We start from the raw sequence: 25,250 nt of genomic DNA, 5'->3' as shown, positions 1-25,250 counted from the left end.
TCAGGCGCCGGAGTGCTTCTCCAGCAGGGCAGCCGCCCAGGGCAGGCCGCGTTCGGCAAGGAAGTCGGCGGCAAAGCTGCTGGAGGGCGGACCGGCCTGCAGGCGGTCGATCATGCGCTGGATCTCGGGATCGGCAGATCCGACCAGCGCCAGGGTGACTGGGCCGAGGCCCAGCTCGAACAGACGATTGCCGCGTGAGGACTGGAGATAATAATGCCGCTTGGGGCTGGCCCGGCTGATCAGCTCGATCTGGCGGCTGTTGAGGCCGAAGCGCTCATAGCTTGCCCGGCTCTGGGGCTCGATCGCACGGTCGTTGGGGAGCAGGATGCGCTGCGGGCAGCTCTCGATGATCGCAGGGGCGATGGTGCTCTGCGCGATATCGGCCAGGCTCTGGGTCGCGAAGACGACCGAGACATTCTTCTTGCGCAGCACCTTCAGCCATTCGCGGATGCGGGCAGCAAAGAGCGGATGGTCGAGAAAGACCCATGCCTCATCGAGAATGAGCAAGGTGGGCCGTCCGGTGAAGCGGGCCTCCAGCCTGTGGAACAAGTAAGTCAGCACAGGCGCAATCACGCCCGCCTGCCCCATCAGGGCTTCGGTCTCGAAGCACTGGATATCCGATAGGGCGAGGTCATCGCGTGCAGCGTCGAGCAAGGCCCCGAATGGCCCGTCCAGCGTATAGGGCGCCAGGGCGGAGCGTAGCACGGTGGACTGAAGCAGCATGGTGAGCCCGGTCATCGTCCGCTCGGGAGCGGGCGCCGTGGCAAGGCTCGTCAGCGCCGACCAGACCATCTCCTTGATCTCGGGGGTGACCAGCACCTTCTCATGGGCCAGCAGCGCGCCGATCCATTCGGCCGCCCACGCCCGCTCATCGGGCCGGGTGATATGGCGCAGGGGCTGAAAGGCGATGGTGCCCTCCTCTCCCCCGCCCAGCCCGAGGGCGTGATGCGACCCGCCGCAGGCCAGCACAGCGGCGCGCGCGGACAGGCCCTTGTCGAAGATATAGATCTGACTGTCGGGATAGCGTCGAAACTGCAGGGCGATCAGGCCGAGCAGCACCGATTTGCCTGCGCCGGTCGGGCCGGCGATCATCATATGGCCGACATCACCGACATGGGTGGAGAGGCGGAAGGGCGTCGATCCGCTGGTGCGGGCCTGCAGCAGCGCCGGCCCGTCGAGGTGATCGTTGCGGGCAGGTCCGGCCCAGACCGAGGAGAGCGGCATGAGATGGGCGAGGTTGAGCGTATGGACCAGCGGCTGGCGGACATTGGCATAGACCTGACCCGGCAGGCTCGAGAGCCAGGCCTCCACAGCGTTGAGCGTCTCGCGGATGCAGGTGAAGCCCAGGCCGTTGACGACGCGCTCCACGGCGCGGACCTTGTCCTCGACCCGCTTACGGTCGGCATCCATCACGGTGATGGTGGTGGTGAGATAGCCGAAAGCGACATGATCCCCGCCCAGCGCTTGAAGCGCCAGATCGGCATCGACCGTCTTGTTGTCGGCATCACTGTCCATCAGCTGGACCGGCTGGTTGTACATCACCTCGCGCAGCATGGCGGTGACCGACTTGCGCTTGTTGAACCATTGCCGCCGCAGTTTGGTCAGCGCCCTGGTCGCTTCGGTCTTGTCGAGCGCGATAAAGCGCGTGACCCAGCGATAGGTGAAATCCTGATGGTTGAGCGCGTCCAGCATGCCGGGCTGGCTGCTGCCAGGAAATCCAAGAATGGTGATGCTGCGCAGATGCTGCGCGCCCAGCATGGGTTCGAGCCCGCCGATCAGCGGCGTATCGACCAGCAGCCCGTCGAGATACATCGGCATCTCGGGCACAGCGATGCGATGCGGCCGGGTCGAGATGGTGGAGTGCAGATAGGTCAGCGTCTGCTCATCATCGAGCGGGGCAATCTCGGGCATAAAGCCGCCCAGCAGATCCAGCACGCGGCTGCACTCGACTTCGAACAGCGCGAGAGCTTGGCGCCAGTCGCGCCCCACGACCTCATCGGGGCGCTCAAGCAGCGCCTGCCCTGCCCGCTCGGTCTGATCCGGTGCCGGCAGGAACGTCAGCGTCAGATAGGTCTGGCTCTCGAAATGATTGCCCTCGGCCTCGAACTCCCCTCGTCGCTCCTCATCGACCAGCCAGGAAGCGGGATCGGGAAAGCTGCTCGCGGGATAGGACAGCGCGTCACGGCGCTGGGCCTCAATATGGAGCGCCCAGCCGGAACCGAAGCGACGCAGCACATTGTTGGCGCGGGCGCTGATCGACACCAGTTCGGCCTGCGTCGCGGACTCCAGGTCGGGGCCCCGGAACCGCAGGGTCTTCTGAAAACTGCCATCCTTGTTGAGCACGACCCCCGGCGCCACCAGCGCGGCCCAGGGTAGATGATCGGCCAGCCGGTCAGCACGGCTGCGATATTCACGCAAATTCAGCATGTGAAATATCCTCGTTGGCGCAGGTGGCGCATCAGCACCGGCGCGAAATCGGGATCACGGCGGGCGGCAAAGACCGCCAACGTGTGCCCGATCGCCCAGGCCGCGAGCCCTGCGATCCATTGCTGGAGCCCGAGCCCCAACGCGGCGGCCAACGTCCCGTTGACGATGGCCAGACCGCGAGGGGCTCCTCCCAGCAGAATGGCTTCGGTAAGCGACCGATGGATCGGCGCCTCGAAGCCTTCGAGAGAGGAGCCATTGTCGTTCACGCGACGAGGGCTCCACCGCCGAAGCTGAAGAAGGAGAGGAAGAAGCTCGACGCGGCAAAGGCGATCGAGAGGCCGAAGACAATCTGGATCAGGCGGCGGAACCCGCCCGCCGTCTCGCCGAAGGCCAGGGTCAACCCTGTGGTGATGATGATGATCACCGCGATGATCTTGGCCACAGGCCCCTGCACGGATTCCAGAATATTATTGAGCGGCGTCTCCCACGGCATGCCGGTGCCCGAGGCGGATGCCGCGCCGGACAATGCCAGCGACAGCGCGATGGCGACGCCCGTAAGCGTGACGGGATCACGGCGGCGCAGAGCAAAGGTGGTCTTCAGTTTGGTCATGACTGATGTCCTTGGTTGTGAGCTGACGGTTCAGGCGGGGTGTCTCGCGCGCGAGCGACGAGGTCGTAGGCGCCGTCAGCCCGAAGGCCGTTGACGCGCAGGACGGTTTCGACACGGCGGGCATGGCCGCGACCGGCGATGAAGACGATGAGGTCGATCGCCTCGGCGATGAGGGCGCGCGGCACGGTGGCGACGCTCTCCTGCACCAGCTGTTCGATGCGATGGAGTGCAGAGGCAGCGCTGTTGGCATGCACCGTGGCGATGCCACCGGGATGGCCTGTGTTCCAGGCCTTGAGCATATCGAGAGCCTCGGCGCCCCGGATCTCGCCCACTACGATGCGGTCTGGCCGCAGGCGCAAGGTCGAGCGCACCAGATCGGCCATGGTGACACCGGCTCCATCCCTGCCGCCAGGACGCGTCCGCAGGGCTACGGTGTCGGGCGCGGCGCATTGCAGCTCGCGCGTGTCCTCAATCAGGATGACCCGCTCTTCGAGGTGGGCCATCTCTGCCAGGAGCGCATTGGCCAGCGTGGTCTTGCCCGAGCTGGTTCCGCCTACCACCAGGATGTTGCTGCGCGCGCCGACCGCCTCGGCCAGCGTCTGCGCCATAGCCTCATCCATGATCCCGTCACGGACATAATCGGCGAGGCGATGGATGCGCGACGCAGGTTTGCGGATGGCAAAGCAGGGCGCGCGGGTGACGGGGGGCAGCAGTCCTTCGAACCGTTCCCCCGCCCCTTCCCCATGCGGCGGCAGCTCTGCCGAGATGATCGGTGCATCGGCATGGGCCTCCCCGCGTGCATGGCTGGCGACCAGGCGAATGATCCGCTCGGTCTGCGCCGCCTCGCAGAGCATGCCGGTATCGACACGCCCCTGCCCCAAGCGGTCGAGCCAGAGCCGCCCATCGGGGTTGACCATAATCTCCACCACCAGCGGATCGGCCAGCGCGTCGGCGATGTCAGAGCCCATGGCGCTGCGCAGCATGGCCCGGCGGCGTTCTGCCGAGGTGTCGGGTTGCCCTTCCCTCATGACCGCTCTCCATCCGGAGATTTAGGCGCCAGGGTGCGGGCATTGCCGGCCATCTGGCGGCCGACCTGAGCCACAAAGGCCTCGAAGCGATCGCGGCCAATGGCGCGCCCGGCAGCATCCGCCTCGGGCAAAGGCGAAGTCACGGTCAACTGGTAGCGGATGAACAAAGCCAGGCTCTCCAGCACCACATCGATGTCACGGCGGGCACCCGCGATCTCACGGGACATGCGGTCGAGCCGGGGTTTGAGAAGATCGTCGATCTCCTTCGTTGCCCGGCGCCCGAGCCAGTCCCGCAGCGCGTCATTGACGATCTTGCTCTTGTTGCCGCCCTCACCCTTGGCCAGGGCGTTGAGCGCATCACTGACCTGCTGGTCGAGATAGAGGTTGTGGCGCTGGATCATGGCCGCTTCAAAGCCCAAGGACTTGGGCATCCGGGCTGCTCTCATCGAGGGCATATCCGCGCGATACGGGGTTCAACTGTTGAGCCTGCTCCATGGCACGCTTGTCTGCGGGGACGTTGTCATCTTCGGCCTGGCTGACAACCTCGACAGGTTCGACATCGGGCTGCTCGGGCACCGCCTGTTCGGGAAGATCGGCCTGGGGCTGCTGCTGCATGCCGCCATCCTCGTCGTCCTCTTCGCCTGTCTCGGAATACAGTCGGGCGTCCGCTCCCCGCACCAGACCGGCCCAGTCGTCAGGGCGCGCAGCGGAACGATCGGCATATGGCCCGGGCTGCGGGCGCGGCGCAGGCAGGACGCGCTCGATGAAATTGGGATCGAGGAAATAGCGCAGCTTTTCCGCGCGGACCGGTGGCAGGCCGGAGACCAACACCAGCTCTTCGTCGGCCGGCAGCTGCATAACCTCACCGGGGGTCAGTAGCTGGCGGGCGGTTTCCTGCCGACTGACCATGACGTGGGCCAGCCAGGGCGCGAGGCGGTGCCCGGCATAGTTGCGCATGGCGCGCTGCTCGGTCGTCGTGCCCAGCGTGTCGGACAGGCGTTTGGCCGTCCGGTCGTCATTGGTCGCAAAGGCAATACGGACATGGCAATTGTCGAGAATGGAATTGTGATCGCCATAAGCCTTCTCGATCTGGTTGAGGCTCTGGGCGATCAGGAAGGCGCGGATGCCGTAGCCGGCCATAAAGGCGAGGCTGGTCTCGAAGAAATCCAGGCGGCCCAGCGCCGGAAACTCGTCGAGCATCATCAGGAGCTTGTGACGCATCGCGACCCCCTACTGTTCGAGCTTTTCGGTCAGGCGGCGACCGATCTGGTTGAGGATCAGGCGGATCAGCGGCTTGGTGCGGCTGATGTCCGAGGGAGGAATGACAAGGTAGAGCGAGACAGGGCGCTCCCCTTCCATCAGATCGGCAATGCGCCAGTCGCACCGGGAGGTGACGGCGGCGACAGTGGGATCACGGTACAGCCCGAGGAAGGACATGGCCGTCGACAGCACGCCGGATCGTTCATTCGGGCTTTTGTTCAGGGTCTCGCGGGCCGCCGAGGCGACAACCGGGTGAACCATCGGGCGCTCTGCGTCGCCCAGATGATTGGTGGTCATCATCCGCTGCAGCGTTGAGACGAAATTCCGCTGGGGGTCAGACAGGAAGGTGGCGACGCGGGCGAGCGTCTTCTCCTCCTCCGCGTAAAGGACATGGAGGATGGTGCCCACCAGCAGCGAATGGCTGGTCTTCTCCCAATGGTTCCGGCGTTCCAGCGCTCCCTCGGGGTCGACGAGGATGTCCGCGATGTTCTGGACGTCGCGTACCTCATTGATGCCGCGGCGGACCTCCAGCAGCGGATTGTAATGGGCAGAGGCCGGATCCGTGGGGTTGAACAGCAGGCAGTGGGAGAATTGGGCGCGCCATCCGGCAGTTAGCGTCCAGTTCTCACCCTTGATGTCATGAACGACTGTGGAGCCAGTCCAGGTGAGCAGTGTCGGGATGACCAGGCCCACGCCCTTGCCCGAGCGGGTCGGGGCAAATGCCATGACATGCTCTGGCCCGTCATGGCGCAGATAGTTGTCGGCTCGCTGCCCCAGCATAAGGCCATGGTCGCCAAAGAGGCCTGCCTTCTGGATATCGCGGTTGGTCGCCCAGCGCGCGGAGCCAAAGGTCGTGACCCGTTTGGCTTGCCGGGCCCGCCAGAGCGAACCGAAGACCGCAGCCAGAAACCCGAAGATGCCAGTGGCGCCGGCCAGCATGCCAGCCTTCGAGAAGACATGTGGTGCATAGGCATCGAAATGATACCACCACGGGAAGAGCGACCACGGATGATAGACGGGCAGATGGTGAAGGAAGAACCACGGCGGCCCCAGTTCGGGCTGATAGGCCAGCATCCGCGCGGCCCATTGGGTTGCGCACCAGACGCCCGCGATCACGATCGCGAACACAACAAGGATCTGGCCGAGCAGCAGCTTGGTCGGGGTCATGGTGAGCCTCCCTCCCGCCGAACGGGATCGGCGAGGACGGGCTCAGACTCTGCGAAACGCTCCTAGGAATGAACGTGCCAGATGTGGTCAAATGCGGACAAATCGGAACGTATAACCGGACGCACCGCTTTTTCGGGAAGGTTAGCGAGCTAGAAACAAGAGCTCAGAGCCCGGCATCCTTTCGCAGGATTTCGAGTCGTTCTTTGGAGACTAGCTCTACGATATCGCGGAGGTCATGCACGGTTTTCGCAAGGGCCTCGACATCATCTAAACAGATCTCATAGCTGTCCACGTAACGAGCTTCGACATAGGCGCGCTTCAGCAACTCGAAGCGACGGCGGTCGATCCGCTCAGTCCGTGGCCATACCTCGATCAGGCGAGGATCGTTATCTTCCGCGATAGAGCGCAGAAACTTGATGTTGTGGGAGCGAGGGAAATAGAGCGTCCGGACCAGCAGAAAGCACGCATAGGCAGTCTCAGCAGCCTGATGCAGATTGAAGGCAGCATTTAAGAGCCAATCAGGATCATCATCTTGTTCGGCCATCGCAACGCTGGCCAACTTTAGAAGCCGGTTGGTGGCGGCCAACTTCTTGCGGAAATATTTTCCCGCCATTTCATATGCATCTGCGGCGGTTGCTGGCTTCGGAGGCAACAAAGCATTTCCAGGTAAGTCATACAGCACGACGCCGTCGCGAGCGATGTCCACCCAGAAATACTCGCCACGCACCAAGCCTTGATTCACCTCCTCCAGGGTATGCACGATGATATTCACCGGGCGACCGATCGCCTCATCCCGAAGGATCTTGTCCTCCGCGATGTACCAGTAGTCCGCGATATCGGTGAGCTTGGGGTGGCTGACGATGATCAGCAGGTCGAAATCTGACTGATAGCCGTTTTCTGGCTCGTCGACCCAATCGGTGCGCGCATAGCTGCCGAATAAAATTATTTTGAGGACGCGCCCGCTCTTCCGCCACGGCTGACTTCCGCCGTCGATAGATTTGGCAAACTCGGACATCAGAATTTGCTTTGTCCGGTCCAGTTCGTCTTGCTGAACTGTGGGCAGGTGGCCGATATCGTTACGCATTCTGGGATTCTTGCTCGAAATCGCGCCGTTGGCAAGCACGATCAAGTTGAGTGGTGGGTGTCACACACCTTTGACGTTGCCACCATACGAGGACTTATGTCCGCCCGCTAAGAGCGGCCCCCTCCCTGAGGCAAAATTCAAAGGCTACATCGAAGGTTCACTTACGAATCCTTGATCCGTATGGTGATCGTCACGAAGTTATTGGAAGACGATCACGCAGGCAGCCCGCACCAAGGCTACTGACCTTAAAATTACGACCTTACCGGCGCGTAAAGCGCAAGTCCCACCAGCAAACCGCCATTAGCGATCATGAGCAGAGGTGATAAAGCTCTCGACCCGCATGGCGGCTATCACGATGTTCACCCGAAAAAAAAGGCAGATAGGCCTGGGGCATTTCAGCCCGAAGTCCGCTCGGTCAGGATGAGACTGATGTTGTCCGAACCGTCAAGGTGCAGCGCTTCGCTCAGCAAGGCATCCGCAGCTGCCCGAATGTCAGTGTCCAGCGTGAAACCTTGCGCATTAAGCATGCGCGTCAAGCCATCGGAGCATAGAAGGATACAATCACCCAAGCTTACAATGCGCGTCTCCTGCGCAATATCGATCTCCTGCGTGATCCCCAATGCCCGGGTGATGATATGCGCCTTGGGATGCCGGCGCGCCTGATCGCCATCGATCAGCCCGGCATCCACCAGCTCTTGCACCACGCTATGGTCGCGCGTCACCTGCACCCATGCGCCTTGAGTGCGGTGATAGGCGCGGCTGTCGCCCGCCCAAAACAAGGTGCCCTGATCGCCCGCGAGATGCAGCACAACCACGGTGGAACCGATGGTGCAGCCCACGTCATGCCCGCGCGCCAGGATCGCGGCATTGGCCTTGTGCAGGGCCTCCAGGATCATCGGCTCCGTAATGGTGTCAGGCTGACGGACCAGCTGGCGCAAGGCACCGATCACCAATTCGGCGGCGACATCGCCGCCATGAAGGCCGCCCATCCCGTCGGCCACGGCCCACAAGCCGCGCTCCGGGCAATCAAGCAGCCGATCCTCGTTGATCTTGCGGACATGCCCCACATGACTGCGCGCCGCGGAGGCGCAGGCGGGTCTAGCCTGCGCCTCGGGCCGGGCGAACGTTTCGCTCATCAACTCTGCTCCGCCGCCGCATAGGCGTTGACGAAAGCGCGTTCGAGCGAGCCTTCGGCGCCATCGAGCTGGCGGCGCAGATCGGCGTGGCGCTCCTGCACCTCGCGCATCTGCAGCACCTGCTGGCTCTTGAGCAGGCCGCCCTTGCCTTCGGTCGCCGCCGCCACGGCGTGGGGATCGAAGGTATCGACCGCCTCATGTAGCGAGGCCTGCAACCCCGCGAAGGTGGCGATCAGATGCCGCTTCACATCCTGCAACGAATTGGCAATCGCCTCGGGCCCGGAGAGGAAGCTGCCGATCTCCGAGAGCAGCAGATCGACCGCCAGCCGCTGCGTCGGCGCCCATTTGAAGGGATTGTTGCCCGAACCGCTGATGGTGGTGCGCGCCAGATTGTAGCGCCGCCGCGCCTGCTCGCGCTCACGCATCAGATCGGCGATGCTCAGCACCATCTGGCGATAGATCGCCCCGGCGCGCTCCATCACCAGCGCCGGATCGTCGCCGGACAGCATCGAGGCATCGAGCCCCGCGCCCCGGCAAAAGGCCTCCATCAGCGATTCGCTCTGGCTGGCCAGCGAGAAAGAGGCGTCCTCCCAATCGGTCGGCACGGCGGCGGACATGCCGATGGGCGGGGTCAGCACCATGGTGCGGTCCTCCACCTGATCCTGGTCAGTCAATAGCGCGTGGGTGGCTGCCAGACGAAAGCCGCCGATCCGCAAGGTGGCGGGCACGGCCACCGGCACATCGACCAGATCGGGAAGCCGCTCGCCGGTGGCATCGTCGAAGACGCCATTGGCGCCGGTGGTGCGCAGCATCAACCCATGGGGCAGCGCGGAAAGCTCGCAATGCTCACGCGAGAGGGCGCGTTCCGGATCGTTGATCGGCCAATCGCAGGTCGCGCCGCGGCCGATGGTGATGGTGCCATCACGCAGCAGCCGCGCATCGACCGGCTCAATGGCGCTGTCCTCGGTGAAGAGCTGCAACATATACATCGCCCGCGTTCCTTACGCCGCCTGACGGGGGGGAAGCTGGATGCAGGTCGCATCGAGCGCGGGCGCCGCAACATCGGGCAGACCGCCCAATTGTGGCTCGATGGTCTCGGCCAAGTGGTTGAACGCGGTGAAGGCCGCGCCGAACTCATCACGGCGATTGTGCGAAATGCGCAGGGCAAAGCCTGTTTCGCCCGCCTCCTGCAGCGCCTGCTGCAGGCGTCGTAGGGGCCGCGCCACCAGAGCGCCGCTCAGATAGCCGACCGCCAGCACCACCGCCAGCACGACACCGGCCAGAGCGATCAGCAGCATGCGCGCATTGGCCACCGCCTCATCCAGCGCGGTGCGCGGCACCAGCATGTCGATCTTGCCGAAATCGGCCCCCGCATAATGGATCGAGCGAATAAAGCGCAGCGATCCGCGCCCGGGTACATCGGTGACCGCCGCATGGCCCGATGACTCCAGCGCCATCTCGCCCGTCACCGGGCGATAGTGCTGGCCCACCAGCCCGGCCTGACTGGCCGCACGCACCATGCCTTGCGCATCGACCACCACAATGTCCTTCACGCCACCTTCCTGACCGGCTGCGGCAACGAAAGCCTGAAGCGGCGCCCAATCCTGCTGATCGGCGGGCAATCCGGCATTGTCTGCCAGCAGCACGGCGGCATTCTTGCTGACGAAGGTGGCGATCGTCTCACCCGAAGTCACCGCCATATGCTCAAGAGCATGCTGCTGCCGACTGAGCATCGCCGAAATGCACAACAGCAGCGCGGCCAGCGTAATGCCCACAAGCGCTAGCGGCAGCTTGATGCGGATCGACAGGCCCTTCCGCACAGTGCCCTCGTCGGCCTGAAGCGCTGCGATCTCGCGGCGCAGGGCCTGAGCCAGCTGGGCGCCATCGGCAAAGCGCTGCTCGGGCTTTTTCGCCAGCAGCTTGTCGACGATCTGGCGCAGGCCAAGCGGGCAATCGGCAGCGCTGCGCTCGATCGGCGCGATCTTGTCCTGCGAGATCTGAATCGCCAGCGTGGCCAACCCCGTGGCATCGAAGGCCACCGTGCCCGCCACCATCTCGTAAAGCACCGCGCCCAGCGAGAAGAGATCAGCGCGCTGGTCCACCGGCAGGCCCAGACACTGCTCGGGGCTCATGTAGCGCGGGGTGCCGATGATCTGCCCGGCCATGGTGCGGGCCAGCAGGCGATCCTGACCGGTGCCATCGCCCTCATCCATTCGGGCCACGCCGAAGTCGAGCAGCTTGGCGGTCAGCCCATCGCTGGAAATCAAAATGTTCGAAGGCTTCACATCGCGGTGGACGATGCCGCGCGCATGGGCAAAAGCCAGTGCCTCGGCCAGTTGCAGCCCCAACGTCAGCACACGCTCGAAGGGCATGCGGCCCTGCGCCTGCAGCACAGCGTCGAGCGGTTTGCCTTCCACCAGCTCCATGGCGATGTAGGGAATGCCGTCGATCTCGCCGACATCGAAGATCGTGGCGATATGGGGATGGGTCAGCGCCCCGGCGGCGCGGGCTTCGCGCAGGAAGCGTGCGCTCAGTTCCGGATCGCGCCGGTAGTCGGACTTCAGCGCCTTGATCGCAACCATGCGCCCGATGTCGGGATCGAACGCCCGGAAGACGTCCGCCATCGCGCCTTCGCCCAGGCGCCCTGCAATCTGATAACGGCCAAGTTGCTGCATATGCCCTCCGGCCCCCCGTCGACCGTCAGCGTCCTAAGGGAAAGGACTTAACAAAATTTAGCATGTGTCTATTTTTTGGCGCTGGCGCGCACGGTGGCGGCAATCCGCTCGGCCCGGCCCAGATCGCGCGCGATCAGCGCATTGCCGGGATCGAGCGCCCTAGCCTTGCGCAACAGGCCCACCGCCTCGCCCACCGCACCACGGTTGAGCGCGGCAAGCCCCTGCGCGCGCAGATGCTGCGCGGCACCGGGATTGACGACGGGCTTAACAGGCGCGGGCGCCGCCGGTTTCGCCATAGGAGCCGGGCGGCGGGGCCTTTCGGGCGCGGGTGGCGCGGGCTGAGGCTTGGCCACTGGCAGTTCGCCGGGAATGCGCAGCACCTGCCCCGGCGTCAGTGCCACGGGTGTTGCCAACTGGTTGTAGCGCGCCAGCTGATAGGCCTTCAGGCGGTTGCCGAGTAGACGCTCAGCAATATCGGTGATCGTTTCATCCGGCTGGACCGTGTAAGGATAGCTTTTGGGGCCCAGCAACTCCTGCGGATCCTTGTCGAGCGAATCAGCCAACAGCTGCAGCTTGGGGTTCATCGGCTCGAGCTTCAGAAGCGCCTTGAGCAGCTTTTCGGCCCCTTTCCGGTCCCCCGCCAGCAGGCTTGTCTGGATGGCATCGATCCGCTCGGGCGTGACGGTCAGCGCAGGGACGGCCACAGGCTTGGGCCTTGTGTCATGCGAACAGCCCGCCACCGAAAGGGCCAGAAGAAATGCCGCTGCGCCTTGGCCAGCCAATCGCCGGATCATGAACCAAACCTTTGTAAAATCTTCTGTTGAGACTGCCGGGGATCGACAGCCAGCTTCGCAGTAAGCCCGGCGCTATTGCGCAGGAAATCGGCGAAATCGGGCCCAGCCAGCGGCCGGGAAAAATAGAAGCCCTGAAATTCGTGGCAGCCGTGATGCAGCAGCCAGCGATATTCCTCGGCGCGCTCGACACCTTCGGCAATCACGCGGATGCCAAGGCCGCGCGCCAAGGCGATCATGCTCTGGCAAATGGCCTGACTGTCACGCCGCTGCTCTACGTCTGTCACGAATTCGCGGTCGATCTTGATCTTGTCAAAATCAAGCTTGCGCAGCGCCGAAAAGCTGGAAAATCCCGTGCCGAAATCATCGATGGCGATCTTCACGCCCAGCGCGCGCAGCGGCGTGAACTGCCGCTCGGCACGATTGGGGTCAGCGACGGCCTGCGATTCGGTCAGCTCAATCTCCAGCGCCTGAGGCGCCAGCCCCTGCGCTTCGAGCGTGCGGCGCACACGCGCATGAAAGGTGGCATCCTCCAGCTGTTGCGGTGCGACATTGACCGCGACCGACAGGCTACCCAGCTCCAGCGCCTGCCATTGCCGGGCCATGCGGCAGGCGGCGTTGAGCACCCAGAGGCCGACCTCCTCGATCAACCCAAGCTGCTCCAGCAAGGGGATAAAGCGCATCGGCGAGACCATGCCATGCACCGGGCTGCGCCAGCGCAGCAGCGCTTCCGCGCCCGCGACCCGGCCCTTTCTGGCGTCGATCTGGGGCTGATAGCACAGCTCCAACTCGCCGCGCGTCAGGGCATGGCGCAGATCCTGTTCCAGCGCGAATTGCTCGCGATCGTTTGAAACAGCGGCATCATTCACACGGTGAACCATGCCGCCACGCCCCGGCCGCGAATTGACCACCGCCAGCAGGCGGGCCAAAGCATTTTGCGGCGTTTCCACCGCATGGTCGAAGGTGGCATGATGGACAGTCAGTTGCCCGGCGAAGGACATTTCCTCGTCCAGCGGTGCATGAAGTGCGTAGCTGATCGCCTCCAACTGTCCATGGGCATCGCAGACGGCAACATCCGGCCCCAACCAGATCGCAAGCCGCGCCCGGTCGACCTGCGCCACCATGCGCCGCCCCCCTGTCATGCGCAACAAACGCAAAGCGAGTGTTTTGAGCATGTCATCGGCCTTTTCGGGGTCGAGCGCGCAGAGCCGATCGAAATCTTCGAGGGCTATAATGCCCAGCGTGCCACTGCCATCCTCCGCCATCAGCAAAAGAAGCGGCTCGCGCGTCGGCAAATCTGATACCGGATGACGCTGCGGCGAACGCCGGCCCAGCGCCCGCAACTCATTCTCGATATGGGTGGCGCGGGCCAAGACGCTGCCCCACCCTCGCCCCGGCTCGCAACCCAGGTGGTCGGCAAGAGCAGCAAGCAGACGGTGTTCCCGCACCTGCCAAGCCATTATGCCAGCAAGGGTGGCAAGACAGATGCCTGCGATTGCCTGAACGGATGGATGCTTCGTCACGGTCAGGAAAGCAGCGGCGAGGAATGCCACGCAAGGCGCGAAACGCGCACATTTCTGCAAATTTCCTATCTGTCGCCCGGGCATTCTTGGGAGTTAGCGGTCAAAACGATACAAATAGGTAAATGCCGCTTTTGATTTTGATGTGGTCATGCATTTCCGTGACAGGGCACAAAAAGGCCGCCCACACCTCACCTACCCTGGCGATCCCTACTAAAAAGATGTCATCGAGGAACGGGCACCATTTGGTCTGGCTGATACCGCTCTCATATCCAACGACACTGCAAGACAATAACAGTTCACAGGGCATGGGATTGAAAAGAAATTGCTGGATCAGAGGTACCCTAGGCTTGGGCGCTTTCAGGACCGCTCCCACCTATCATTGGCCTGAACCGATCCTTTAAAATTTGCTTCGGCTTCGCTCGAACCAGAGGTTGTTGATTGGACTGATGCGGTGGATGCCCCCTTCAGCCGGCATTGTATGATGCTGGTCGGCGCCATGGTGGCGCACGAAGGAGGAAGAGATGGCGGACGCATATATGCTGGCAATCGACCTCGCAAAGCGAAGCTTTCAGGTTTGCGCAACGGATCGCACAGGGTCGTGTGTGGATGCCCCCAGTTTTGCAAGGGGATTTTCTGACTTTCTTCGGCATGGCACTTCAATCGGTCGTGTGTCAGGCCTCTTGGTGTGGCTTGACGCCACGGGTCGCTACGCTGTTCGAACGAAGTGGGCCACATCGGTTCAGCGAGCTTTGACGCTCTCGCGCCGGGACTGGTTGACCACATCGTGAACTTGAAGTTCTTGCCGCATAATTGTCAGTCGATCTCTTTGCCGGGGCCGAGGCCCCAAGCGCTCACGACATCCCCGTCTAATTGACGGACAAGCCGATCACGCCAACTTATAATTCTCCTCTCGCGTCATGATCGCCCAGACGATGCGGGCCATTTTGTTGGCCAGAGCGACGGCGGCCACCATGCGCGGCTTGCGCCCCATCAACCGGCCCAGCCAGTTGTCTGGCAACACACCTTTGCGCACGATCCATCGTATCCTGCTCATAGCACCGACGACGAGAAGTTTGCGGATATCGCTTTGCCCCATCTTGCTCATGGATCCCAGCTTGGCTTTGCCGCCTGTTGATCTTTGCCGGGGAACCAGGCCGAGCCATGCTGCAAAGTTTCTGCCGTTGGCAAAGGTGCGCAGGTCTGGCGCAAAGGCCATAATAGCTCCGGCTGTCACAAGACCGACGCCGGGCACAGTGCATAGACGCCGCATCTCGGCGTTGACCTGCATAGCTTCGCGCAGCTTGAGCAGGAGCTGGTCTATATGCGCTGTCAGCACATCGATGTGATCCAGGTACAAGCGAGCCACGTCTCGAACGCTGTCAGGCAGGTTGGTCGCTTCATCCTGAATAGCAGTCTGGATGTCTTTAAGGTGCGGCGTCCCTTGGGCGAAGATCAGCCCAAACTCGGCAAGATGCCCACGCAAGGCATTGATCGTCTGCGTCCGCTGGCTCACGAAACATTGATGGGTGCGGTATGCCACAGCGCGCGCCTGATGTTCTGCACTCTTCACGGCCACACAGTGCAGGTCAGGCCGCCGGGCCGCTTCCGCAATCGCAGCTGCGTCAGATGCGTCATTTTTCTGCCGCTTCACGAACGGCTTGACGTAAATTGGCGGGATCAATCGAACTTCGTGACCTGCCGCTTGTGCTGTACGCCCCCAGAAATGGCCCGTGGCGCAAGCCTCCATCGCCACGATACAATGGCTATGCTCGGTTAGTAGCGCCTCCAGCTTTGCGCGAGACATCGCTCGATTGTATAGAACCGACCCTGTGCGATCCGTTGCGCAAACCTGAAAGCTTCGCTTTGCGAGGTCGATTGCCAGCATATATGCGTCCGCCATCTCTTCCTCCTTCGTGCGCCACCATGGCGCCGACCAGCATCATACAATGCCGGGTGAAGGGGGCATCCACCGCATCAGTTCAATACCGTATAGATACGGTATTATTCAGAGCGCAGACAGCTAGACTGCGCCATAGGTTTTAATCATGAGCCCGATCACACCGGGAATGGGTCATGCTGTAGCGTGTTCGATAACCATGCAATCTATCTCGTGGATAGCGACGCAGCCTATCGACGAAGGCTTGCTCTGGACCTGCGCAATCAAGGGATGGAGATCCGGACGTTTGTGTCGGAGAGGGAGTTGATCCAAGCGGTGGAGGGCCTTCCTGCCGGTTGCATCCTCTTGGCCATTCGTACGCAAGAACCAGGCGATCAGGACGTCATACGCACGCTTTTGGCGCGGCGGTCCGACATGCCGATCATCGTCATGCGCGTTGAGCCAAGCATTCAGGAGGCTGTGCAAGCACTAAGAATCGGAGCAGTGGATTGTCTCGCCATTCCCTGCTCCATGCCCAAAATGCGCGCGGCGCTGGATTACGCCTTCCAACTTTTGCCCACAAAGATTGCTGATCGCGAGTCCGTCGCCGAGGCTATCGGCTTGCGCGCCCATTTGACCCGTAGGGAAGAAGACGTCCTGAGAGGGATTGTCGCTGGCATGACCAATCGGGCGATCGCTCAGCATCTGAGCATCGGCGTAAGGACAGTCGAAATGCATCGTGCAAATATGATGCAGAAATTGCGCGTGGATAATCTCGCTTCATTGTTACGATTTGCGGCACTGGCCGGAATTATGATCTCTGGCGAAGACGCCGCCTGAAAGGCGAACGGCACTCTCTCATGCAAAACCCGCTCCCACACCACCCCAATCTCGATTACTGGCTTTACGCCAGTCATTGCGCACTTCCTTCAGCATGGGCCCTAAAAGCGGTGGAGGACATCGTTGCGAAATCCATTCAACGCAATGCATCACTCCAGGTGACGGGCGCGCTGCTGTTTAACGGCACCCGCTTTGTTCAATTCCTCGAAGGGCCTGCAGACGGGGTTGCCGCAATACGCCAGAGCATCCTTGCAGATTCGCGGCATCGCAATGTCACGACCTTTATGACGGAACAGCAAAGCTGCCGCATTTTCAGCAATTGGTCTCTGGCTTACGTAGGCCCTTCCGTTTTCATATCGGACAAGATCGAGAGCATGGTCCGTAATATTCCTTCCGCACCCTCTGAAGTTGTTTCCATGTTACGATCTTTTGTAATTTAGAAATTCGATCTTTGGCAGCTGAAGAGTTGCTTATGACAGAAATTGCCTATGATGCTTGGGAAATCGGAACGGCCAGCATATCCGTTCGAACAGAAATGCACAGCTGCAAGTTCAGATTGGGCCGCATTACCTCCGGAAAGCAAAAGGTTCTGCAGGGTTTCTTTATCGCGCTAACCTTGCCTAACGGTGATATCGTGCGTGGCGAAGATCGCCGCAGCCTGAGAAAAGCTCTGTTTCAGGCCGCTGAAATCTTGAGCGAAAAGGGGATGATTCTTTGCGCAGTTGGCCTTTCCAATCGCTTTTCGGAGAATGAGGAAAGCCGCAACACCGGCATGGGGTTCGTTCCTGCCAGCGATCGAGCAGTGCATATGCTGAGTTTTCGATTAGGCGGGTCTGAAAATGACTAACGGTCAAGGGGTGCGAGATAAAACGCACGAAGATGACTAGATACATATTCTAATTATTCTGCAGCATTGCCTCACGAGCCCAATATGGGCCAAACCGACGCGCGGCTGAGCGCGTGTCCTGACATCTCGTGAGAAGGCGAAGTTTTCAATTCTTTACTTTTGTTGCGGAGGCATTGCAGGAATAAATAGGCTCTCTCGCTCCTGCCATGGAGCTTATGATATGGTGCCTTCATAATGAATCTATAAGCGAGGAGGGGACAATGGTACCGTTAAGCAAGCGACTGTTTGCCGAGGCATTCGGCACATTCTGGCTCGTTTTCGGGGGATGCGGTAGCGCCGTGCTCGCAGCCGCATTTCCCGCGCTCGGCATCGGTTTCACAGGGGTCGCATTGGCCTTCGGCCTCACCGTCTTGACCATGGCCTATTCAATCGGCCATGTATCAGGCTGCCATCTAAACCCTGCGGTCACACTCGGCCTGTGGGCGGGTAAACGCTTTCCAGCACGCGACATCTTACCCTATTGGGTCGCTCAGGTCATTGGAGCAACTGTCGCGGCAGCCTTTCTCCTCAGCATCGCCAACGGTAAACCTGGTTTCGAACTCTCGCCCAGCGGACTGGCCGTGAATGGTTATGGCCCGCTTTCACCTGGCGGGTATAGCCTCTACGCCGGTTTTCTGATTGAGATTGTACTGACAGCAGGCTTCCTGATCGTAATTCTGGGCTCAACCGACGACCGTTCTCCTTCTGGCTTTGCTCCGATCGCCATCGGCCTTGCGTTGACACTGATCCACCTCATCAGCATTCCGGTGACCAATACCTCGGTCAATCCTGCACGATCGACTGGCCCTGCCTTGCTGGTTGGCGGGCTGGCCTTACAGCAAGTCTGGCTGTTCTGGGCCGCCCCCCTATTGGGCGGCTCGGTTGGAGGCATCGTCTATCGTCTCGTTGCCGGCGATCCTCCCGCACCACCCGTGGTCGGCGAAGATCTGACACGCTGACAAACCTAGGGCGCTGCACCAAGCGGCGCCCGTTAGCTTCCTATTTAGTCTTTAGCGAAAGGTCGAGGTATGCATTTCATCATTGCACTCATCATGGGCGGGATCATCGGCTGGCTTGCCGGCATGATCATGCGCGAAGCCGGCGGCATCCTCTGGAATGTACTTGTCGGCTGTGTTGGATCAGTAGTCGGCCGCTTCCTGCTCGGTACCTTTTCGGGTCAAGGCCACTTGACCGAAAATCCCTTCGATCCAAGAACCCTGCTCGTAGCATTGGCCGGTGCTATCATCCTGCTTGCAATCTATAATCTGGCCAAGCGCGGTACGACGCGATAACAGATCAACCCTGCCCATCGCTTCCTGCGCGTCTAAGGACTTGGCCTGATGCGCCCCTCGTCCCGTTCGCCTGTGCAACAACGATCAAAGGCGCTTCAGTCCCTAGGTGTTTAGTCCTGAGCCTAGGCCGGCTATCGCTGACAGACCGGTCGTTGGCGCCTCAAGTAGGGCTTGTGGAAAGCTGCCTTAAGTTCATGAGTCTTCCAGCGTTCGGCTTTGTCCGAGCCCGGGGCACACGCTGGTACAGCTCATGCTTCACATAGCTTGATACCAAATGGGTATGACGAGGCCCTGTAAGGTAGAAAGGCCCTGACCACCTTCTGATAAAAGCCACGGCAGCCAATGACCGGGAACATCCTCACATCCTTTCCGGGCCGTCGGTAACCTTGCGCGCGAAGGCGGTCATGTCTTCCAGCACATTGGCATGGCCGCGCAGAGGCTTTGCTACAGCTGTGATAAGCCCGACATGACCAACCCCCGGATAGCGCCGTCGCTCGACTAAGACGTCGTGTGATCTCAGTCCCTCCGCCAGTGCATCGCTGTTGCGCGGCAGCACCAGCGTGTCCTTGTCCCCGGTGGCGAGAAACGCTGGGGGATCGCCCCGATGCGCGTAATGCACCGGCTGCGTTGCGACCGGATCTGCCACACCGGCAAATGCCTTCTCTACGACCGGGCCCTTGAAGGGAAGAAAATCATAGGGCCCGGCCAAACCGATCAGCCCCTTCACAGCCCGGCGATCCTGCCCCAGCCAGTGCGGATCGAGCGCCAGCATGGCCGCATTATAAGCTCCAGCCGAATGACCCGCGAGAATGAGGCGGTCCGGATCACCGCCCCATTCGCTCACATGGCTGCGTATCCAGCGCACAGCCTCGGCATTGTCCTGAAGGAAAGCCGGATAGCGCACCTGCGGCACCAGCCTGTAATCAGGGATCACCACCAGAAACCCGCGCGCCGCCAGAGCCCGGCCAAGGAAGCTGTAGCCCTCCTTCGTCCCCGAATTCCATGATCCGCCGTAGAAAAACACGATGACCGCCAATTGCCCCGCCCCATGCACGCGCGGCGCATAGACATCCAGCGTCTGCCTTTTGTCCGGGCCGAAGGGCATGCCATGCGCAACGCGCGTCGCGCCCGCATCCTTGGGCATCACCGTGTTGAAGATCCGCAGAGGGGAGCAGGCCGAGGCCATCGTTGCGAGAAGAACGGCCAAAACGGCCCGTCGCGCTTTCATATCATGCGCCTCTCGCTTACCTTCATCTTGCCCGTCGCTCCACCTTGCCAAGCGCGAAGGCTCCTCTACTGTGCCTTGCAAGAGCGATACGTCCCGCAGGTCAGAATGGATGCACAGCGCCGATGTTTTCGGAAAATGATCACGCCACTCTGGTTCTGATGCTCAAACGTGTGTCCACCGGCGACCGCGCTGCCTTCGAGGAAATCTATCGCCGCACCAGCGTGAAGCTTTTTGGCGTGTGTCTGCGTATCTTGCCTGTCAGGCAGGAAGCGGAGGACGTGTTGCAGGAGGCCTATCTCTCGGTATGGCAAAAAGCCGGCTCGTTCGACGCCGAGCGGGGAAGCGCGATGACCTGGCTCATCACGCTGACGCGCAACCGCGCGATCGACCGCCTGCGCGCCAAGGGGAGGATTACCACCGCTCCGGTCGAACTGGCCGTTGATGTCGCCGACCCGCAGCCCGATGCGCCGAGCCTGATCGAGGCTAGCCAGGATGAGCGCCGTCTGGCCCACTGCCTCGGCACGCTGGAGGGCGGCGATGCGGTCCTGATCCGCACAGCCTTCTTCAGCGGCTCGACCTATGCCGATCTGGCCGAACGGGCCAGCCTGCCGCTCGGCACGATCAAGAGCCGCATCCGCCGCGCGCTGCTCAAGCTGCGGGCGTGCCTGTCATGAGCGCCCACATGCTGCCAGAGGACGACGAACTGCTCGCCGCCGAACTCGCCTTCGGCCTGATCGACGGCGCCGAGCGTGACGCGGCGCAGGCGCGTTTGATCCGGGACGATGCTTTCGCTGCGGCCCATGCTCGGTGGCAGGATTATGCGGCGGCGATGTTCCATGATGCGGGCGAGGCCCCCCGCCCCTCGGTCTGGACCGCAATCGAGGCTCGCCTGCCCGTTAATGATGACGTTCGTCCCGCTGTGTCCCGCGCCACGCTGCGCTGGTGGCAGGCCGGTACCATGGCGGCTAGTGCGGCGGCGCTGGTGCTTGGTGTGCTGGTGATGCAGAAACCGGCGCAGGTCATCGTGCGTGTGCCCGTCGGTGAGGCCCCCACCGCGCCGATGGTCGCGGTGTTGACCGGCAAACAGGGCTTGGTCACGGTCAGCTTCGATTCGGCCAGCGGACGGATGACCTCGGCCGCCAATGGGCTCGATCTGGGCGATCATGCGGCTGAATTGTGGGTCATTCCGGCCGATGGCAAGCCGCGTTCAATGGGCGTGATGAACGCCTCGGCGCCGGGATGGGCCAGAGTGCCCCAACCGGCAATTTCTGCGCTCTCGGCAGGGGTGACGCTGGCGGTCTCGGTCGAACCCATCGGCGGGTCGCCGACCGGCCTGCCCACCGGCCCGGTGATCCTGAGCGGCAAGATGGCGACAACCAGCTAAACGCTTAGCCCTGCCGCTCGTAACGAACCGGAGCGCCCCCCTTCACGAAGGACAAGCCCGCCCAGCCCTGTCGGTCATCGTAGAACATATCGAGCTTCACATCGCCCGTCAGCGCATAGCGGCGCGCATGCAATGTGGCGCCCCCAGCGGCGGGAATACTCTCGATCCCCTGCGCGGCGACATGCGGGCGCAGGATCTTGCCATCCTGGGTATTGATCCAGGGGCCGTCCAGTTCGCGCCGGTTCCAGTGCGTGGCAGGCAGGGCATCGGCGGGCGCAGCATAGCGGGCCAGCTTGTCGGCCTCCACCATCAGCACATTGCCCTCGCGCCGCGCGGTGACGCGATGGGCGGTGCCATTATCGTCGGTCTGCGTGTCGAGCGCCACGACGCGCTCGCCCTCCCAGCGTTCGATTGCTTCGTGGCGATAGTGATAGAGCGTGATCCCGGCTATTTTGAAGGCCAGTTCGACCATCACCCGGACCGTCAACGTTCCGTTGCCGGGCTCGAAGGTGAGAATATGCGTGCCCAGCTTCTTGCCCGAGCGTAAAATGTCGAAACCCAGCCGGTTGGCCAGTGGCACTTGCAAGGCGGCACGCAGCGTCTGTGGCACGATAGTCAAGGCGGCAGCCCCAGCCAGCATGCCGCGGCGATCGATCACGGCGCCGGTCATGGTTGGGCCTCCAGTGCATAAAGGCCGACGTCGATGGTGCCGGTGCGAAAGCCCGCCTCGCAATAGGCAAGGTAGTATTCCCACAGCCGCTGGAAGGCAGGTTCGAAGCCCAGCGCCTGAATGCGCGGCCACGCGGCATTGAAACGCAACCGCCATTGAGCCAGTGTCTCGGCATAGCCCGCGCCAAACATCTCGCGCGCCGTGATCGTCAACCCCGCCCGCTCGGCCTGCAGCGCCAGAAGATTCGGCGTGGGCAGCATGCCGCCCGGGAAAACGTAGCGCTGGATGAAATCGGGATTGCGCTTGTAAGCCGGGAAGCGATCCTCGCGGATGGTGATCGCCTGAAGCACGATCCGTCCGCCGGGGCGCAGGCAGGCGCGCAGTTTCTCGAAATAGACGGGCCAATAGGCCTCGCCCACGGCTTCGAGCATCTCGATCGAGACGATGCGGTCGAAACGCTCATCGACGGCGCGATAGTCCTGCAATCTCAGATCGATCTTGTGCGACAGGTCACCGGCCTCCACCTGCACGCACGCATGGTCCAACTGCTCGCGCGAGAGGGTGAGGCCGATGACCCGGCGGCAGGCCGGTGCCAGATGCCGGGCCAGCGCGCCCCAGCCGCAGCCCACTTCCAGTACCTCCTCGCCGCCCGAAAGATCCAGCAGCATCGCGATACGGTCCAGCTTTTCGCGCTGTGCCGCCTCCAGCGTGGTCCCGCGCGGGATGGCAATGGCCGAGGAATAGGTCATGCTCTCATCGAGCCACAGCCGGTAGAAATCATTGCCCAGATCGTAATGGAAGGCGATGTTGCGCCGGCTGCCCCGCGTCGAATTGCGATGCAGCAGATGTCCCAGTTTCCGCCACATTCGTACCGGCCAGAAGCCCTCCAGCGTGCTGTCGAGCCGAGCCACATTATGCGCGGCCAGCGCAATCAGTTGCGGCAGGTCCGGGCTGCTCCAGTCGCCCGCGATATAGCCCTCGGCAAAACCGACATCGCCGCGCGTCAACAGCCGCCGGAAAGCCCGGTTGCTGTGTAGTTCCATCACGCCATGCGGGCCCGCCATCGCCCCGGCATGGTCGATCCGCGCGCCTGAAGGCAGGATGATCGTCAATCGCCCGCAATGCAGATGGCGAAGCGCGCGGCGGATCAGCCAGGGCGCCTCCTGTTGCGGCTCCGCTCTGGGCAGGGTGATGTCGGCCTGTGCCTCATGGTTCAGATACATGCGCCCTCGCGTGGCTGGCTGGGGATGGTAACGGAATGATCGGGCGGCGCGGGGCAATCGTGCACCGGCACGCGTTTGACCCACAGGCGAGCGGCCTCCGAGAGAATGCCGCCCACGACTTTCAGCGTCAGCAGCGGATGGGTGACGAACACCCGCAACAGGGCCGCATCGTTCAGCGGTCTACGCTTTGCCTCCTGCGAGGCGAGCAGCACGGGTCCAAGCGAGTCGCACACCGCAATGCCGATCGACAACTGGTCGACAGGCGGCTTCACCAGAAAATCGTAGCGCATGTCCATCCCCATGAAGGGCGAGACATGGAAGGCCTTGGCGCAGCTCTGCCGGATCTGTCCGGCTTGGGGCGCTGCCTGTTCGCAGTCGACTGGCAGCAGATAGCTGTGGCGTTGGCCGAAGGTGTTGTTCACCTCATAAAGGATGGCCCGCAACGCGCCATCGCGACCATGGCAGAAGAAGACGCTCAACGGGTTGAATGCAAATCCGAGAATGCGCGGCATGGTCAGCAGGCGGATCGCTCCGCCATCGGGCACGATGCGCGCGGCCCACATATGGCGCTCGACCTGCGTGCGCAGGGGCTGATCGCTGCCATCGCCATAATCGCGGTCATGGAAGGAAAAAAGGTTGAAGCGCCCCCGCGAGAAGACCCTCAGCCTTTGGCCCAACGCATCGATCTCATCGAGATCCAGCAGCAGCGAAAACACGCCATAGCGCAGGGCATGACGACGCGGCCGCAGCCGACGATGCATAACGTGACCGACATAGAGGCCGCTGTTTCCGCTCATGCCGGCTGCCCCTGCGAGAGGGTGATGCGGCCGGATTCATTTTTCACGGCCCATGGCCGGCGCAGGCCGCCCAACTGCTCGGCGACCGCCAACCCGGCCTGCAAGCCATCCTCGTGGAAGCCTGCTCCGAAATAGGCACCGGCGAACCAGCTGTTGCGCTCGCCCTGCAGTGACCACAGATCGCCTTGTGCTCGCCCGGCTTTGCTGTCGAAGATGGGGTGGTGATAGATCTCGCGCCGATGCACCAGCGCGGGCTCGGGCTCGACCAGCGGGTTGAGCGTTACAAACAGCGGCAGACTGTCGGGCAGCCCCTGCAGGCGATTCATCCAATAGGTAACGGACAGGCCGGGATCGCCCTCCCCCACTTGCGAGGCATAGTTCCAGCTCGACCAGACGCGGCGGCGACGGGGCATCACGCGCGGATCGGAATGCAGCACCGCTTCATTGCGGCGATAAGCAAAGGCACCCAGCATGCGCCGCTCGGCCCCATCGGCATCCTCTAGCAGCTTCAGCGCCTGATCGGCATGGGTGGCGATCACCACATGGTCGAAGCGCTGCATGCTATCCCCTGCATGGATCATCACGCCCCGGTCATCGCGGCGGATTTTTCGGACCGGGCGGTTCGTGATGATCCTGTCGGTAAAGGGTGCAGTCAGCCGTTCGACATAGGCGCGGCTGCCTCCGGTCACCGTGCGCCATTGGGGACGGCGCCCCAGCTTGAGCAACCCATGGTTTTCGCAAAAACGGATGAAGGCGGCGGCGGGATAATAGGGAATGTCCCAGACCGGAGTCGACCAGATCGCGGCGGCCATGGGATAGAGATGGTCCTGACGGAAAGCCTCGCCGCAGCCCAGCAGATCGAGATAGGCGCCCAAGGGTGTATCACCCAGCGCGCGGAGATCGCGCGGGGCGCGGCGATAGAAGCGCTCCAGATCGCGCAGCATTGACCAGAAGCGGGGAGACACCAGATTACGCTTCTGGGCAAAGAGCCCGCCCAGATCGGTGCCCGCATACTCCAGCCTACCATGGTCGAGCGAGACGGCAAAGCTCATCTCCGCAGGCTGGGTCGGTACCTTGAGATGAGCGAACATCGCGGTGAGATTGGGATAGGTCGCCTCATTGTAGACGATGAAGCCGGTGTCGACCGGCGTATCCCCCAACATCACCGTATGGCTGTGGCCGCCTATGCGCCCATTGGCCTCGAACAGGGTGACGCGGTGGCGGCGGGCCAGCAACCACGCTGCCGACAGGCCGGAAATGCCGCTGCCCACCACCGCGATATCAAGGGTCGCATCCTGTTTCATGGGCGCTTGCGTGCCTTCTTCCCGGGCAAGCCCTCTTGCCTGTCGCTGT

24 protein-coding genes and 1 pseudogene are annotated in these 25,250 nt (G+C 62.3%); 7 read left to right on the top strand and 18 right to left on the bottom strand.

Translation table 11 applies throughout. The features are described 5' to 3' along the window. The 13 genes and pseudogenes from trbE to HGK27_RS08895 form a co-directional block, all read right to left on the bottom strand. On the bottom strand, positions 1 to 2,427 hold the full coding sequence (gene trbE / locus HGK27_RS08955; RefSeq protein ID WP_206240216.1) for a conjugal transfer protein TrbE: 2,427 nt from the start codon (positions 2,425 to 2,427) through the stop codon (positions 1 to 3). Further along, a complete protein-coding gene (locus HGK27_RS08950; RefSeq protein ID WP_206240215.1) occupies positions 2,421 to 2,693 on the bottom strand; it encodes a VirB3 family type IV secretion system protein in 273 nt (90 codons plus the stop codon). Before HGK27_RS08950 ends, trbE begins: the two co-directional genes overlap by 7 nt. After that, positions 2,690 to 3,037, bottom strand: a complete 348-nt coding sequence (locus tag HGK27_RS08945; RefSeq protein WP_241126960.1) for a TrbC/VirB2 family protein — start codon at positions 3,035 to 3,037, stop codon at positions 2,690 to 2,692. The genes HGK27_RS08950 and HGK27_RS08945 overlap by 4 nt, the downstream gene beginning before the upstream one ends. Continuing rightward, entirely contained in the window at positions 3,034 to 4,065 is a 1,032-nt protein-coding gene (gene trbB / locus HGK27_RS08940; RefSeq protein WP_206240214.1) for a P-type conjugative transfer ATPase TrbB, read from the bottom strand. Before trbB ends, HGK27_RS08945 begins: the two co-directional genes overlap by 4 nt. Beyond that, complete coding sequence (locus tag HGK27_RS08935; protein WP_241126958.1) at positions 4,062 to 4,496, bottom strand: CopG family transcriptional regulator; 435 nt, start codon at positions 4,494 to 4,496, stop codon at positions 4,062 to 4,064. The genes trbB and HGK27_RS08935 overlap by 4 nt, the downstream gene beginning before the upstream one ends. Beyond that, positions 4,474 to 6,492 (bottom strand): annotated as a pseudogene (locus HGK27_RS08930) (conjugal transfer protein TraG). Before HGK27_RS08930 ends, HGK27_RS08935 begins: the two are co-directional and overlap by 23 nt. 163 nt (positions 6,493 to 6,655) lie before the next feature. Further along, the gene (locus HGK27_RS08925; protein WP_241126956.1) at positions 6,656 to 7,576 is read right to left on the bottom strand and encodes a HEPN domain-containing protein; all 921 of its coding nucleotides are present in this window, start codon (positions 7,574 to 7,576) and stop codon (positions 6,656 to 6,658) included. A gap of 395 nt (positions 7,577 to 7,971) precedes the next feature. Next, the gene (locus HGK27_RS08920) at positions 7,972 to 8,712 is read right to left on the bottom strand and encodes a PP2C family protein-serine/threonine phosphatase (protein WP_206240213.1); all 741 of its coding nucleotides are present in this window, start codon (positions 8,710 to 8,712) and stop codon (positions 7,972 to 7,974) included. Further along, positions 8,712 to 9,701 carry a type VI secretion system-associated FHA domain protein gene (locus HGK27_RS08915; protein ID WP_206240212.1) on the bottom strand — a complete coding sequence of 330 codons (990 nt, stop codon included), beginning with the start codon at positions 9,699 to 9,701 and terminating at the stop codon, positions 8,712 to 8,714. The genes HGK27_RS08920 and HGK27_RS08915 overlap by 1 nt, the downstream gene beginning before the upstream one ends. 12 nt (positions 9,702 to 9,713) lie before the next feature. Then, positions 9,714 to 11,387: a serine/threonine-protein kinase gene (locus tag HGK27_RS08910; RefSeq protein ID WP_206240211.1), complete on the bottom strand. Its 1,674-nt coding sequence runs from the start codon at positions 11,385 to 11,387 to the stop codon at positions 9,714 to 9,716. Positions 11,388 to 11,455: 68 nt separating this feature from the next. Beyond that, on the bottom strand, positions 11,456 to 12,181 hold the full coding sequence (locus HGK27_RS08905) for a LysM peptidoglycan-binding domain-containing protein (protein ID WP_206240210.1): 726 nt from the start codon (positions 12,179 to 12,181) through the stop codon (positions 11,456 to 11,458). Further along, positions 12,178 to 13,551 (bottom strand): putative bifunctional diguanylate cyclase/phosphodiesterase, encoded by a 1,374-nt coding sequence (locus tag HGK27_RS08900; protein ID WP_206240209.1) that lies wholly within the window; start codon positions 13,549 to 13,551, stop codon positions 12,178 to 12,180. The genes HGK27_RS08905 and HGK27_RS08900 overlap by 4 nt, the downstream gene beginning before the upstream one ends. Positions 13,552 to 14,587: 1,036 nt before the next feature. After that, complete coding sequence (locus tag HGK27_RS08895; RefSeq protein WP_206240208.1) at positions 14,588 to 15,601, bottom strand: IS110 family RNA-guided transposase; 1,014 nt, start codon at positions 15,599 to 15,601, stop codon at positions 14,588 to 14,590. Positions 15,602 to 15,784: 183 nt separating this feature from the next. Here HGK27_RS08895 and HGK27_RS08890 point away from each other — a divergent pair, with 183 nt between their 5' ends. The 5 genes from HGK27_RS08890 (at position 15,785) to HGK27_RS08870 (ending at position 18,595) form a co-directional block, all read left to right on the top strand. Further along, positions 15,785 to 16,417, top strand: coding sequence for a response regulator transcription factor (locus HGK27_RS08890; RefSeq protein WP_206240207.1), 633 nt, complete (start codon positions 15,785 to 15,787; stop codon positions 16,415 to 16,417). Positions 16,418 to 16,437: 20 nt separating this feature from the next. After that, complete coding sequence (locus tag HGK27_RS08885; protein WP_206240206.1) at positions 16,438 to 16,857, top strand: BLUF domain-containing protein; 420 nt, start codon at positions 16,438 to 16,440, stop codon at positions 16,855 to 16,857. Positions 16,858 to 16,889: 32 nt separating this feature from the next. Further along, complete coding sequence (locus HGK27_RS08880; protein ID WP_206240205.1) at positions 16,890 to 17,264, top strand: hypothetical protein; 375 nt, start codon at positions 16,890 to 16,892, stop codon at positions 17,262 to 17,264. A gap of 260 nt (positions 17,265 to 17,524) precedes the next feature. Beyond that, entirely contained in the window at positions 17,525 to 18,262 is a 738-nt protein-coding gene (aqpZ, locus tag HGK27_RS08875; protein WP_206240204.1) for an aquaporin Z, read from the top strand. Positions 18,263 to 18,331: 69 nt separating this feature from the next. Continuing rightward, on the top strand, positions 18,332 to 18,595 hold the full coding sequence (locus tag HGK27_RS08870; RefSeq protein WP_206240203.1) for a GlsB/YeaQ/YmgE family stress response membrane protein: 264 nt from the start codon (positions 18,332 to 18,334) through the stop codon (positions 18,593 to 18,595). Between the two features lie 358 nt (positions 18,596 to 18,953). Here the strand turns inward: HGK27_RS08870 and HGK27_RS08865 are convergent, their stop codons facing one another. Then, the gene (locus HGK27_RS08865; protein WP_206240202.1) at positions 18,954 to 19,823 is read right to left on the bottom strand and encodes an alpha/beta hydrolase; all 870 of its coding nucleotides are present in this window, start codon (positions 19,821 to 19,823) and stop codon (positions 18,954 to 18,956) included. A gap of 122 nt (positions 19,824 to 19,945) precedes the next feature. On the opposite strand from HGK27_RS08865, the gene HGK27_RS08860 reads away from it, so the two are divergent. Both HGK27_RS08860 and HGK27_RS08855 read left to right on the top strand, forming a co-directional pair. After that, the gene (locus HGK27_RS08860; RefSeq protein WP_206240201.1) at positions 19,946 to 20,497 is read left to right on the top strand and encodes a sigma-70 family RNA polymerase sigma factor; all 552 of its coding nucleotides are present in this window, start codon (positions 19,946 to 19,948) and stop codon (positions 20,495 to 20,497) included. After that, positions 20,494 to 21,207, top strand: a complete 714-nt coding sequence (locus HGK27_RS08855) for an anti-sigma factor (protein WP_206240200.1) — start codon at positions 20,494 to 20,496, stop codon at positions 21,205 to 21,207. The genes HGK27_RS08860 and HGK27_RS08855 overlap by 4 nt, the downstream gene beginning before the upstream one ends. Positions 21,208 to 21,211: 4 nt before the next feature. Here HGK27_RS08855 and HGK27_RS08850 read toward each other — a convergent pair whose 3' ends face one another. The 4 genes from HGK27_RS08850 to HGK27_RS08835 are packed head-to-tail and all read right to left on the bottom strand — an operon-like array spanning position 21,212 to position 25,201. Beyond that, entirely contained in the window at positions 21,212 to 21,877 is a 666-nt protein-coding gene (locus HGK27_RS08850; protein ID WP_206240199.1) for a DUF6134 family protein, read from the bottom strand. After that, positions 21,874 to 23,100, bottom strand: coding sequence for an SAM-dependent methyltransferase (locus HGK27_RS08845; RefSeq protein ID WP_206240198.1), 1,227 nt, complete (start codon positions 23,098 to 23,100; stop codon positions 21,874 to 21,876). The genes HGK27_RS08850 and HGK27_RS08845 overlap by 4 nt, the downstream gene beginning before the upstream one ends. Further along, a complete protein-coding gene (locus HGK27_RS08840) occupies positions 23,091 to 23,897 on the bottom strand; it encodes a DUF1365 domain-containing protein (RefSeq protein ID WP_206240197.1) in 807 nt (268 codons plus the stop codon). The genes HGK27_RS08845 and HGK27_RS08840 overlap by 10 nt, the downstream gene beginning before the upstream one ends. Continuing rightward, positions 23,894 to 25,201, bottom strand: a complete 1,308-nt coding sequence (locus HGK27_RS08835; RefSeq protein ID WP_206240196.1) for an NAD(P)/FAD-dependent oxidoreductase — start codon at positions 25,199 to 25,201, stop codon at positions 23,894 to 23,896. The genes HGK27_RS08840 and HGK27_RS08835 overlap by 4 nt, the downstream gene beginning before the upstream one ends. Between the last annotated feature and the right edge of the window lie 49 nt (positions 25,202 to 25,250).

This window comes from Novosphingobium terrae, from assembly GCF_017163935.1.
Lineage (GTDB): Bacteria > Pseudomonadota > Alphaproteobacteria > Sphingomonadales > Sphingomonadaceae > Novosphingobium > Novosphingobium terrae.
The sequence above is the reverse complement of the archived record's forward strand: the minus strand, read 5'-3'. Positions and strand labels throughout refer to the sequence as shown.